Source organism: Flintibacter sp. (assembly GCF_046973065.1).
Window position 1 is genome coordinate 1 of record NZ_JBKVXZ010000078.1, and the last position, 12,130, is coordinate 12,130.

Below are 12,130 nucleotides of genomic sequence, written 5' to 3' on the forward strand. Positions count from 1 at the left end.
GTTTTGGGACCTATCAGCGGTTTTTAAAGCTGGTAACCTTGTCCTTGTTGACAAAGGCGGTCATGGCGTCCTTCTGATCCTCGGTGGAGAAGCACAGGCCAAAGGCCTCGGCCTCAAAGGCGGCGCCGGTGTACATATCGGTCTGCAGACCGTGGCGGATGGCAGCCTTGGACTGCCGCACGGCCACCTGGGCATTGGCTGCGATGGCCTGGGCCAGCTCCATGGCCTTGTCCATCAGCTCCTCAGCAGGATATACGTGGCTGACCAGGCCCATCTCCTTGGCCTCCTCAGCCTTGATGACCTTGGCGGTGAGGATGAGCTCCATGGCGTTGGATACGCCCACGATGCGGGCCAGACGCTGGGTGCCGCCGAAACCGGGGGTAATGCCCAGGCCCACCTCGGGCTGGCCGAACTTGGCCTTCTCACTGGCCAGACGGATGTCGCAGGACATAGCCAGCTCGCAGCCGCCGCCCAGAGCAAAGCCGTTGACCGCGGCGATGACGGGCTTGGGGAAGTTCTCCAGCTTCAGGAAGACGCTGTTGCCGTAGGCGCCGAACTTCTTGGCCTGGACAGAAGTAAAGTCCTTCATCTGGCCGATGTCGGCTCCGGCCACAAAGGAGCGGCCCGCGCCGGTGAGGATGACCACCAGAATCTCATCATTGGCCTCCACCGCATCCAGGGCGGCGTCCAGGTCCCGCAGGACCTGATCGTTCAGAGCGTTGAGGGCCTCCGGCCGGTTCATAGTAAGAATACCGATGGAGCCGCGCTGTTCCAGATCTACAAATGCCATAACTCAGGTTCCTCCTTATTTTTTGCGCCAAGCGCATCTGTTCTGAGGGAATGCATTTTAGTCCACTACATTATACAATAGAAACCCCGCCGGGGCAAGGTCTGAAAGGCCACATATCCGGCAGGGATGGCGAATAGAGTGGAGGAAAGGGGGGATGGACGTGGATCAGGAATACAAAAGCGCCGCCCGGCGCAGCGTGGTGCTGCTGACTGTGCTGGGGGCACTGTCCCAGCTGCTGGGTTTTGGGTACCGTGTGGCCCTGTCCCGGATGGTGGGGGCGGAGGTCATGGGCCTCTATCAGCTGGTGATGCCCGCCTTCTCGGTGCTGTTGTCCCTGACCGCAGTGGGACTAACGGCGGCGGTATCCAATCTCACCTCCCAGTATCTGGCCTGGGAAAACAGTCGGGGTGCAGCACAGATCGTGAGCTCCTGTCTGCGGTGGCTCATGCTGCTGATCTTGCCGGTGGGAGCGGCGGTCATTGTGTTCAGCGATCCCATTTCCGTCTATCTCCTGGGTGATGCCCGAACCCAGCTGGGGCTGATGCTGCTGGTGCCCTGCGCCGCCCTCACCGGGGTGGAGAATATCCACAAGCACTTCTTTTACGGCGCGGGGGTGGTAGGGCCGCCGGCGGTGGTGGAGCTGCTGGAGCAGCTGGTACGCACGGCGGCGGTGCTGGGACTGCTGACTCTCTTCCTGCCCCAATATCCGGAGCGGGTAGTGGGGCTCATTGTCACCGGCATGGTGATCTGCGAATTGTTCTCGTCTGCCACCCTTTCTGCTCTTTTTCACCGCCGAAAGCGCCGCCAGGGGCTGATGGGGCCGGGGGAGCGGGCTGGAATCCGGCGGCGCAGAATTGCCACCATTGCCTTTCCGGTGGGCTGCAACGCCCTGCTGGGCAATGTGATGGGGGCCATCAATGCCACCCTGATCCCCCGCAAGCTGGTGGAGGGAGGGATAGACCCAAGTGCGGCCATGGCGGAGTTTGGCGTGGTGTGCGGCATGACGCTGCCCATGCTGGCCCTTCCTACGGTATTTCTGGGAGCCATGAATCTGGTCATGGTGCCCCGGCTGTCTCACTGCGCCGCCCTGGGGCACAAGGAGGAGATCCGCGAAAATATTTCTCAATCCATGACCACGGTGTCTCTGCTGGCGCTGCCCTCCATGGGACTGATGGCAGTGGTGGGGAGTGACCTGGGCGGGGCTCTGTTCCACCAGGATGGAGTAGGGGAGTTCCTGGTCCCTCTGGCTGCCATCATGGCGCTGAGCTGCTATCAGGCGGTGCTGGGCGCTGCATTGAACGGTGTGGGGCGGCAGGGGAGCGTAGCCTGGATCTCCATTTTGTGCGACGGGGTACAGCTGGCCCTGACCGCCTGGCTGGTGCCTGAGATGGGGATGGAAGGCTTTGTGGTCAGTACCGGGGTTTCCACCGTGTTGGGACTGTTGCTGTGTGCCCAGCGGCTGATTGTCTGCACCGGGCTGCGGCTGGAGCTGTTTCGCTGGCTCACCGCTCCAGGGTTGGCCACCCTACTCATGGCGTTGACCACCAATCTGCTGGTGCGCGCCCTGAAGGACTGGGGGACGGGAGCGCTGTGGGCCAATCTGGCGGGAGCGGCCTTTGGGGTGGTGCTCTATCTGGCTGCCCTCAGCGCTCAGGGAGTGAAGCGGCAGAGGTTATAACAGTGCACGGATCTGTCCATACAGCTCTTGGCGGTTTTCCGGGGTCAGACGGAATACCTGTGCCTGGGGATGGGCCAGAACAGCCTGGAGAAAGGGAACATCGAGCCGGCCTTTCACCGCGGCAAGAACCTGGGCGGGGCCGCTCAGAGCGTCCAGTACCGCCTGGGTAAACCGGGGAGCCTGGGACTCCAGAAAGCCCAGTTCGTCCATGACAACCAAAGACTGCGGAGGTATATTGGCCAGACAGGATACCCCTAGGGTGTCAAATACCTCAGGAAAGGGGCGCATGGTCTGTCCGTTCCAGCGGCCTACCTGATTGTCCGGCGTGTAGATGCGCTCATCCAAGGGTTGCCAGGCAGGGTGCAGATAGGTGCTGTGCGTGCCTGATGGCTCGGTTGACAGGTTAGCAGTATAAAATCCCCGCACCGGGCGGGACGCATCTGAGAGCAGGCGGCGGATGAGAGTGGTCTTGCCCGCACCTCGGGCGCCGATGATCAAAATGGGACGCATGGGGACACCTCCACAAAAAGGCCCGAGGCTCTGCCTCGGGCCTGAATAATATAAGTGCTTGGCTTGTGATCATCCCAATCAAAATAGTTTGATCACGGGCGGCTCGCCAAAGTGTTTTCAACTTTACATTGAACCTTATGGGATCGAAGAAAAATTTGTTTCAGGTATAAAATATAGCATTTCCTGGGGTGGTTTTCAAGTTATAAGTGGGGCAGGGGGCAAAGACCAGCTGGCTGGCTTATCAAAAATCCGGATGGAGTTTTCCATCCGGATTTTTGATAAAGTTTATGCAAACTTGGGCAGAGTATTTGCACCGTGGGGCATCAGTGTGGCACGCAGGTCTTTACCGCCATTGAGCTCCCGCGACAGCGCCAGAGCCTGATCCAGGGTTTTGACCACGTGGATCTTAGAGGTGCCGAAGTCTGCCTGATCCATACCGGTGACGACGATCATATGGTACTTTTCGGCACTCTCAGCAAAGAGGTAACCGATGAACGCACCGATGGAGAAATTTTCACGCAGGTCCTTTTCCCGTTCTACCATGGTAGCAAAACCCGCAATCTGGCGCTGGGTATCCCCATTGCCGAAGCCCTCCTGGGACCGGGTCACCAAAATAATAGTGCCTCCCTCATCTACCACCTCCAGAGCATTGGAGAGGGTTTTGATGGTCTGATAGAAGTTCAGATCTTTCGGAAAGCCGCCGGCACTGGCAATTACCAGAGGTGTCTTTTCCTTGGCCGGTACACCGTACATCCGGTCTACCAGGTCGCATGCCGCCCGGTGGGCGGTGATCCAGTTGCCGGCAAAGGCGGCGATGACCTGCTGGTCATCGTTGACCACCACGTTCACCAGGAAAGTGGGGCTGACCATGGAGCACGCTTCCATCATATCGGCATGGACCGGGTTAGTCGCATTCATATTGGCGCTGCGGACCTGGGGATTGGAGCCGTTTCCAAGACCGGGATTCAGAGCTAGATTATGGTTTTTCATAATGGTCTCCCGGCCGGCAATGCCTGGGAGAATGCTCTTGCGGCCGCCGCCGAAGCCCGCCATGAAGTGGTATACCACGCCTCCGGTGAGGATGATCTTGTCGCAAGCCAGAGCCCGCTTATCCAGCCACACCGGAGTTCCCCGGGAGGTGGTGCCCACATAAGAGAGGTTTTCCTCATCGGTACACACATGATCCACCAGCTCAATGCGCTCGTAGACCTCCTTTGTCACCAGGCCCATGTGCTCTTCCGGGGTCTGGCGGCGGTGTGTCCCGGTGGCGGAGATGATCAGCATGTCCTCATCCCGGATGCCGGCGGATTCCAGTTCCGCGATCAGCACCGGGATATAGGTTTCCGGAGACTGCCAGCGGCGGGTGACATCGGAGATGACAATGCACACCTTATCCCCGGCCTTTACCAGCTCCTTCAGCGGTGCAGAGTCCACCGGATGGTCCAGAGCCCAGCGGATGTGCTCTGCCGGTGTCCGCTGGGGAAGTTCCACCCGATTGGGTTCCAGCTCTGCTGCAATCAGCTCCTCGGGCAGGTGAACCTCAAATTCTTCTGTTCCGCATTTCATAGGTTCAATCACCATGACGACTCATTCCTTTCCAAAGGCTTTTCCTATGGCGAATCATTCATTGAAAGTATACCGTACTCACAGGAAAAAGTCGATGTGAACTTGGTTAAAAAATGCACATGCCTTCAGAGCAGAACGTCCACTATGCTTGCGGGGTTACCAACTGGGGAATCGCCTGAGTTTATGTCACATTCCATGCGGCTCGTTTCGGGGCTGATCCCGGTATTTTGGCAGGGGAGATTCGAGCAAGACCTTTGGCATCTTATGTATAGGTCCTTTACAATAGTAACCGTCATTAAACACAAAAAACAACGCGTACAATTATCTATTTCATCGAAAATGACTCCTCGCCTGTTGTTCTTGATATGCTTCTTACTTTTTTGATATACCCCAAAAGTGTTCGTAATTATACTTTAAGCCAAGATAACACTCCAAAAGGGGGAAAATATGATGAAAAAGATCAACGGCGTTAATTTAGGGAACTGGTTGGTCATGGAAAAGTGGATGAGCCCTGCGCTGTTTGACGGCACGACTGCAGAAGATGAATACTACCTGGCCCACCAGCTGTCTCCGCAGATGTTTGAGATGCGGCTGAAGATCCACCGCAGCGAATACATCACTGAGCGGGACTTTGCCCACATTGCCCACATGGGAATGAACAGTGTCCGCATCCCCATTCCGTACTTCATTTTCGGAGACCGGCCTCCCTTTGTTGGTTGTATCGAAGAGCTGGACAAGGCCTTTTGCTGGGCGGAGAAATATGGACTTTCCATCCTGCTGGATCTGCATACCGTTCCTATGAGCCAGAATGGCTTTGATAACGGTGGTATTTCCGGCGTGTGTAAGTGGAGCCAGATGCCTGAGGAAGTGGACTTTGTGCTGGATGTTCTGGAGCGGCTGGCTCAGCGCTACGGAACACGGAAGGGACTGCTGGGGATCGAGCCTGTGAATGAGCCGCTTACCGATGCCGCATGGGATGTGTTTGATATTTCAAACCGCTATCCTCCGGTAGATCCGGAACTGGCAAAGGGGAGCGCCCCCATCACCCTGGAATTCCTCCGTGACTTCTATACAAAGGCCTATGACCGGATCTGTAAGTACATGGATGCGGATAAATACGTTGTCTTCCACGATGGCTTCCAGCTTCATGCTTGGAAGGACTTTTTCCAGAACGGAAACTTCCGCAACGTAATTTTGGATACCCATCAGTATTTGATGATGGCTGAGAGCATGGGCTGTGAACAGACTCAGGAGGGCTACCTCTCCTATATCCAGGAACACTACGCCAAGGAGATTGCCCAGGTGCAGGAGTATGTGGATGTTATCTGCGGCGAGTGGAGCCTGTTTAATTCTCTGGCCGTGGGTGTAGATACCAAAGGCGGACAGTCCGTTCTCAATGGAATGGATTTCTCCCAGCAGGACAACCGACTCTCTGACACAAACCGCAAGCAGCTCTACCGCTCCATTGCCCAGGCTCAGTTGGATGCCTGGAACCACGGCTGCGGCCACTACTACTGGAACTATAAGCTACTGCTGGACCCTGCCAATGATCCCAACTGGTACGGCTGGGACTGCTGGGATTTGGGAAAGAGCGTTTCCGAAGGCTGGTTTCCGGTATCCAGCGGCACCTAACGATCCACTCTAACAAATGCAAGGAATGAGAGGGAAAAACAATGGTAAAAGAGAAGTTGACGTTTCGTAAGATTCTGGAGCGCTTTTCCTATGGATGCGGCGACTTTGGCTGCAACATTATCTACACCGCCATGTCGGTATACCTCATGTTCTACTACACCGATTACGCCGGGGTAAGCAGCGCGGCTGTGGGTGTGATCATGCTGATTTCCAGAGTGTTTGACGGTGTGAGCGACATTATCATGGGTGTCATTGTGGACCGCACCAAATCCCGCTTTGGCAAGGCAAGACCGTGGCTTTTGCGGATGTGTATCCCCTTTGCGGTGTCCGGCGTGCTGCTGTTTTCCGTTCCCACAGGCTGGTCCTCCGGGGCGAAGCTGGTGTACGTATTTGTTACATACAATCTGGTTTCCACGGTGGTCTATACGGCCATCAATGTCCCCTATTCCGCGCTGAACGCTCTGATGACCCAGGACCCTTATGAGCGCTCGGTTCTGAGTATTTTCCGCAACCTGCTGGCCACTGCCGGCACGCTGACCATCAACACCTTTACCCTTCCCCTGGTGGAGCTGTTTGGCAACACCGCCTCTGCCTGGACCAAGGCGTTTGTGGTGCTGGGCGCTGTCTCTGTGGCGGCATTTCTCATCAACTTCTTTGGAACCGAGGAGCGTGTGCGTCCTGCGGTCAAGGATGGAGAGGCAAAGGATGTGCCCTTTGCCACAGGCGTAAAAGCACTGTTCCAGAATAAGTACTGGATCATGATGACCGGGATGCTGGCTCTCTTCTTCCTGATGTACTCTGTCAACGGCGGCGCCACTGTCTTTTATGCCAAGGATATTCTGGGGGACAAGAACCTGGTTACTACCATCAACGGCATCTTCAATGTAGTGCAGATCGTGAGCATGTTCTTCATCGCCATGCTGGTCAAGCGGTTTGGCAAGCGCAATGTCTTTGCACTGGGCCTGGTTTTTGACATCGTGGGCATGCTGGTGCTGAACTATTCCGGCGGCGCTATGAACCTGATCGTGGTGTCCAGCGTGATCCGCGGCATCGGAAATGCCTGCGGCGGCGCCACCATGTGGGCTATGGTATCCGATACCATTGACTACGGCGAGTGGAAAACCGGTTACCGCACCGAGGGCCTGGTCAACAGCGCGTGCAGCTTTGGATATAAGATCGGCAATGGCATCGGTTCCGCTCTTCTGGGCCTTATCCTGGAGATTGGCGGCTATGTGGGCGAGGCTGCGGTACAGACCGCGGAAGCCCTGTTCTCCATCGAGGTCTGTTTCGTCTGGATTCCCATTGTGGTGTATGTGTGCGGCCTGATCATCATGAAGTTCTGGCACCTGGACAAGGAGTTCAGCGGCATCCTTGCCGACCTGGAAAAGAGAAAAATGGAAGGTAACTGATAGGAGGAACGTGCTGCTATGATTAAAAATCCCATTCTTCCCGGTTTTAACCCCGATCCCTGCATCTGCCGCAAGGGGGACGACTACTACCTGGCGGTATCCACCTTCGAATGGTTCCCCGGCATTCCCATCTATCACTCCAGGGACTTAAAGCACTGGGAGCTTTACACCCATGTCCTCACGGATGACGAGAAGGTGGATTTGAAAAAGCTGCCCAGCGCCAAGGGAATCTGGGCGCCCTGTCTCACCTACTGCCAGGAAGAGGACCTGTTCTACGTGGTCTATGGCGTGATGAATTCTATGAATGCCCGCTACTTTGATGTGGACAACTACCTGATCACGGCCAAGGACATCCGCGGCCCCTGGAGTGAGCCAGTGTATCTGCACTCCTCCGGCTTTGACGCCTCCATCTTCCACGATGACAACGGTAAGAAATACATTGTCTCTCTGGAGTGGGAGACCCGCCTGGGCTATGAAAAGCCCGGCTCCATCTGCATGGTGGAGTACGACCCGGTAAAGAAGGAAATCGTGGGCTACCCCAAGCGGATGTGGCGCGGCGGAACAGATCGCGGCTGCATCGAAGCGCCCCACCTGACCAAGCGAGGCGAGTATTACTACATCATGTGCGCTGAGGGCGGCACGGGCTATAACCACTGCGTCACCATGGGCCGCAGTTCCCAGGTCTGGGGTCCCTATGAGCGAGATCCCCAAAATCCCATTGTGACCAGCGTGCCCGGTGTGTCCTACGAACGCAGCGACCCGGATCATCTCAAGCCCAAGTACTTTAACCCCGATTCCGTATTGCAGAAATCCGGCCACGGTAGCTATGTGGAGCTGCCCACCGGCGAGGTCTACCTGGTACACCTGTGCGCCCGCCCCTTTGTTCCCGAACTCAGCTGCACCCTGGGTCGTGAGACGGCCATCCAGAAGATGATGTGGACGGAGGATGGCTGGCTGCGGATGGCAGACGGCTCCAATCTGGCCAAGATGGAGGTCCCCGAGTCCAACTTGCCCGAGGTTCCCCTCCAGATGCCGCCTGCCTTTGATGACTTTGACAGCCCACAGCTGGGGAATTTTTACTATGCCCCCCGTATCATGCCCTTCCGGTTTGCCGATGTTACGGCCCGTCCCGGCTGGGTGCGCCTGCGTGGTCAGGAGTCCCGCACCTCACTGAACAAGGTGAGTATCCTGGCCCGTAAGCTTACCAGCGTCCATGCACGGATCACCACCAAGATGGACTTTATCCCCCAGGTACACCAGCACAGCGCCGGACTCATTCTCTACTACGATAACATGAACTATATCAACCTACGCAAGTATTACAGCGAGACCCTGGGGCGCAGCGCCCTGTCTATCATCCATTTGGAAAACGGGGAGAAAACAGAATTTCTCAATACCCGTATCCCAGTGGACGATGTCCCCATCTATCTGCGTCTGACCATTGAAGGACGTAAGGCACAGTTCTTCTGGAGCTATGATAATCAGGAGTACCATGCCATCGGCCGCTGCTTTGCCACCGCTCATTTCTCCGATGAATACTGCAAGTTTGGAGAGTTTACCGGTACTATGGTAGGCATCACCTGCGCCGACCGAGTGAAGCACAGCCACTATGCCGACTTTGATTTCTTTGAATATCTGGCCGACGAGGATCGTCCTGTAGACGATTAACAAACAGGCGAACTGTGGGCACAGCCCCATAGTTCGCCTGTTTTTAAGTAAATGATTTGGAAAAGAAATACTATGTTACAGTAGTTCTTTAAGCTCCTTCCTGGTAAAATAAAATGGAAAGGTGGGTGATACGCTTGTTAGATACAACTGAGCTGTGCAGTCATCTGGTCCATTTGAGCCATGTACCCATCCGCTACTATACTGCCGATGCCGAGTACCAGTATACCTATGCCGATCAAGGCGGATACCCAGACCCCCTGCGGTGTGATCCTGATTTGGAAGCCATGCTGCTGGAAAAAGCGTCTGTCAGTGCGCCAAAGCTGTATTTTGAACTGGATGCCGTGGTATATGGAATCATCCATGCCAAAGAGCAGGGAATTTTTCTTGTCAGTCCCGGCTGTCTTGTGCAGCGCAGCCAGGAGATCACACAGCAGATGGTACGGATTCATCATATGGATCCGCAAAAGCCCTATCGCATGTCAAGCTGCACGCTGGAATTTTTCTTTTCTCTTTTGTCCATGCTGTACCACCATCTTACCGGCATCTATCTGAGCTGGACGGAAATCATGGCCCGGGGAACTGAGGAGGAACACTTAAAAGGGCTGGTCCAGAAAAAGCTGGATCATGTGTATGACAATTACAACGGGCAAGGCAAGGTCCATAATTCATATAGTCAGGAGGAACGAGAGCAGGACAGTATCCGGCGGGGCGATCTGGAGTCGCTGCGCAAAAGTATTCAGGAGACCTATGTGGGCGAAATTGGGACCCTAGCCAATAACCCTTTGCGCCACGCTAAAAACATAGCCATTACCTTGATAGCCCTATCCAGCCGTTCAGCCATCGCAGGCGGGATCCCATCCGAAATCGCCTATTCTTTATCCGACGCCTATGTCCTGCAGGTAGAAGAGCTTCTGCATGCAGATGAAGTGATTGCTCTGGCGCGACAGGCGGAGGCGCACTATACCACTCTTGTTCGGGACCATATCAGCGGAATGCAGAAAAATGCCCTGGTAACCCGATGCAAGGAAGAAGTGGGAAAGCGGCTTCGTCAAAAGATTACCGTTGTAGAGCTGGCGGATGAGTTGGGTGTAACCCGAAATTATCTCTCTCAACTGTTTATGAAGGAAGAGGGAATCCCTCTGATGGACTATATCATGGAGCAGAAAATCCATTCTTCCTTGCAGGCACTGCGCTACACTAAGGCAACGTATGGAGAAATTGCCTATCAACTAGGGTTTTCCTCCCAAAGTCATTTTGGGCAGGCATTTAAAAAGGTTATAGGCATGACACCCAAACAATACCGTGACCAGTATGCAACATAATATATTGGGGTCTATTTTGGTGCCTCAACGTCCTTACCAAAGTCCACAGCGTGGCTACTCCTATACCGCCAGATGCTTACCACATGATGAGCTGCAACCACATATTGCTGTACTTAAAAAAAGAGTCCAAGGCAATCATTACGATTACCTTGGACTCCTTTTGAGTCATTGTTGAGTGGACAATGAGGCTAAAATGCGGGGGGATGGCCTCAGCCAAATTACTTAATCATGGAAGCGACCTCAGCAGCGAAGTCGTCCTCCTTCTTCTCAATGCCCTCGCCGGTAGCGAAGCGGGTGAAGGCCTTGATGGTGATCTTGCCGCCCAGCTGCTTGGCAACCTCGGCCACGTGCTTCTCAACGGAGGTCTTGTTCTCCTTGACGAAGGCCTGCTGCAGCAGGCAGTTCTCCTCGAAGTACTTGCCCAGCTTACCCATAACGATGCCCTGCTTCACCTTCTCAGGCTTAGCAGCCATCTTGGGATCGTTGGCCATCTGAGCCAGCTGGATCTCCTTCTCCTTGTCCAGAGTGGCCTGATCCACCTCGGACTTGTCCAGGTAGGCGGGGTTCATGGCGGCGATCTGCATGGCCACGTCCTTGCCCAGCTCGGTGACCTGAGCAGCGTCGATGCCCTCGACCTCCATGTTCACCAGCACGCCGATCTTGCCGCCCATGTGGATGTAGGGCACGTTCACGCCCTCAGCATAGCGGACAAAGCGGCGGATCTGGATGTTCTCGCCGATAGCCAGAACCTTGTCAGCGGTAACGTCGGACACGGTGCGGTCGGTGCCGGGATAGGTGCAGGCCTTCAAAGCCTCCACGTCGGCGGGATTCTCGTTGGCGACAACCAGAGCCAGGTCCTTAACGAAGGCCTGGAAGACCTCGTTCTTGGCCACGAAGTCGGTCTGGGAGTTGACCTCAATGACAACGCCCACGCCGTTGTCGGCCACGATGGCGTAGGACACGCCCTCAGCGGCAACCTTGCCGGCCTTCTTGGTCTGAGCGGCCAGGCCCTTCTCGCGCAGCCACTCGATGGCCTTGTCGATGTCACCCTCGGAAGCGGTGAGGGCCTTCTTGCAGTCCATCATGCCCACGCCGGTCATCTCGCGCAGCTTCTGTACGTCCTTAGCAGTAATAGCCATAATGAATTACCTCCATTTAAATTATCGGGAGCGGTTTAAAAAAGCGCCCGCCCTGTTGGCGGGCGCTTTCAGAGCCGTCAAACGAATTTGGATTACTCCGCAGTCTCAGCGGTCTCCACAGGGGCCTCGTCCTTGCCCTGCTTGCCCTCCTGGATGGCGTTAGCCATGACAGAGGAGATCAGCTTGATGGCACGGATGGCGTCGTCGTTGCCGGGGATCACATAGTCGATCTCGTCGGGATCGCAGTTGGTGTCCACGATGGCCACGATGGGGATGTGCAGCTTGCGGGCCTCGTTGATGGCGTTGCGCTCCTTGCGGGGGTCAACGACAAACAGGGCGCCGGGCAGCTTCTTCATCTCGGTCACGCCGCCCAGGTACTTCTCCAGCTTGGCGATCTCGCCCAGGTGCTTCATGAC

At 55.7% G+C, this 12,130-nt stretch carries 10 protein-coding genes; 5 read left to right on the forward strand and 5 right to left on the reverse strand.

What is annotated here, in order from left to right; translation table 11 throughout:
- Window positions 1–13: 13 nt before the first annotated feature.
- Window positions 14–790, reverse strand: coding sequence for an enoyl-CoA hydratase-related protein (locus tag ACLTXB_RS17655; RefSeq protein WP_008981716.1), 777 nt, complete (start codon window positions 788–790; stop codon window positions 14–16).
- A 154-nt stretch (window positions 791–944) separates the two neighbouring features.
- On the opposite strand from ACLTXB_RS17655, the gene ACLTXB_RS17660 reads away from it, so the two are divergent.
- Window positions 945–2,468, forward strand: a complete 1,524-nt coding sequence (locus tag ACLTXB_RS17660; RefSeq protein ID WP_428227847.1) for an oligosaccharide flippase family protein — start codon at window positions 945–947, stop codon at window positions 2,466–2,468.
- Here ACLTXB_RS17660 and ACLTXB_RS17665 read toward each other — a convergent pair.
- Together ACLTXB_RS17665 and larA are read right to left on the reverse strand one after the other, a co-directional pair.
- Window positions 2,463–2,978 (reverse strand): nucleoside-triphosphatase, encoded by a 516-nt coding sequence (locus tag ACLTXB_RS17665; RefSeq protein ID WP_428227848.1) that lies wholly within the window; start codon window positions 2,976–2,978, stop codon window positions 2,463–2,465. The genes ACLTXB_RS17660 and ACLTXB_RS17665 overlap by 6 nt on opposite strands.
- Before the next feature lie 285 nt (window positions 2,979–3,263).
- Window positions 3,264–4,544 (reverse strand): nickel-dependent lactate racemase, encoded by a 1,281-nt coding sequence (gene larA, locus ACLTXB_RS17670; protein ID WP_428227849.1) that lies wholly within the window; start codon window positions 4,542–4,544, stop codon window positions 3,264–3,266.
- A 450-nt stretch (window positions 4,545–4,994) separates the two neighbouring features.
- Between larA and ACLTXB_RS17675 the strand changes: the two genes are divergently transcribed.
- From ACLTXB_RS17675 to ACLTXB_RS17690, 4 genes are all read left to right on the forward strand, one after another.
- A complete protein-coding gene (locus tag ACLTXB_RS17675) occupies window positions 4,995–6,176 on the forward strand; it encodes a glycoside hydrolase family 5 protein (RefSeq protein ID WP_428227850.1) in 1,182 nt (393 codons plus the stop codon).
- A gap of 41 nt (window positions 6,177–6,217) precedes the next feature.
- Window positions 6,218–7,585, forward strand: coding sequence for an MFS transporter (locus ACLTXB_RS17680; RefSeq protein WP_428227851.1), 1,368 nt, complete (start codon window positions 6,218–6,220; stop codon window positions 7,583–7,585).
- A gap of 18 nt (window positions 7,586–7,603) precedes the next feature.
- Window positions 7,604–9,253 carry a glycoside hydrolase family 43 protein gene (locus ACLTXB_RS17685; protein WP_428227852.1) on the forward strand — a complete coding sequence of 550 codons (1,650 nt, stop codon included), beginning with the start codon at window positions 7,604–7,606 and terminating at the stop codon, window positions 9,251–9,253.
- A gap of 134 nt (window positions 9,254–9,387) precedes the next feature.
- Window positions 9,388–10,575 carry a helix-turn-helix domain-containing protein gene (locus ACLTXB_RS17690; protein WP_428227853.1) on the forward strand — a complete coding sequence of 396 codons (1,188 nt, stop codon included), beginning with the start codon at window positions 9,388–9,390 and terminating at the stop codon, window positions 10,573–10,575.
- A 218-nt stretch (window positions 10,576–10,793) separates the two neighbouring features.
- Here ACLTXB_RS17690 and tsf read toward each other — a convergent pair whose 3' ends face one another.
- Together tsf and rpsB are read right to left on the reverse strand one after the other, a co-directional pair.
- The gene (gene tsf / locus ACLTXB_RS17695; RefSeq protein WP_008981745.1) at window positions 10,794–11,714 is read right to left on the reverse strand and encodes a translation elongation factor Ts; all 921 of its coding nucleotides are present in this window, start codon (window positions 11,712–11,714) and stop codon (window positions 10,794–10,796) included.
- Between the two features lie 92 nt (window positions 11,715–11,806).
- Window positions 11,807–12,130: 30S ribosomal protein S2 (rpsB, locus tag ACLTXB_RS17700; protein ID WP_428227854.1), on the reverse strand; the 324-nt coding region annotated here is incomplete at its 5' end.

Coding starts and splice junctions, on each gene's coding strand:
- ACLTXB_RS17655 (WP_008981716.1), bottom strand. CDS start 790: ATGGCATTTGTAGATCTGGAACAGCGCGGCTCCATCGGTATTCTTACT.
- ACLTXB_RS17660 (WP_428227847.1), top strand. CDS start 945: ATGGACGTGGATCAGGAATACAAAAGCGCCGCCCGGCGCAGCGTGGTG.
- ACLTXB_RS17665 (WP_428227848.1), bottom strand. CDS start 2,978: ATGCGTCCCATTTTGATCATCGGCGCCCGAGGTGCGGGCAAGACCACT.
- larA (WP_428227849.1), bottom strand. CDS start 4,544: ATGAAATGCGGAACAGAAGAATTTGAGGTTCACCTGCCCGAGGAGCTG.
- ACLTXB_RS17675 (WP_428227850.1), top strand. CDS start 4,995: ATGAAAAAGATCAACGGCGTTAATTTAGGGAACTGGTTGGTCATGGAA.
- ACLTXB_RS17680 (WP_428227851.1), top strand. CDS start 6,218: ATGGTAAAAGAGAAGTTGACGTTTCGTAAGATTCTGGAGCGCTTTTCC.
- ACLTXB_RS17685 (WP_428227852.1), top strand. CDS start 7,604: ATGATTAAAAATCCCATTCTTCCCGGTTTTAACCCCGATCCCTGCATC.
- tsf (WP_008981745.1), bottom strand. CDS start 11,714: ATGGCTATTACTGCTAAGGACGTACAGAAGCTGCGCGAGATGACCGGC.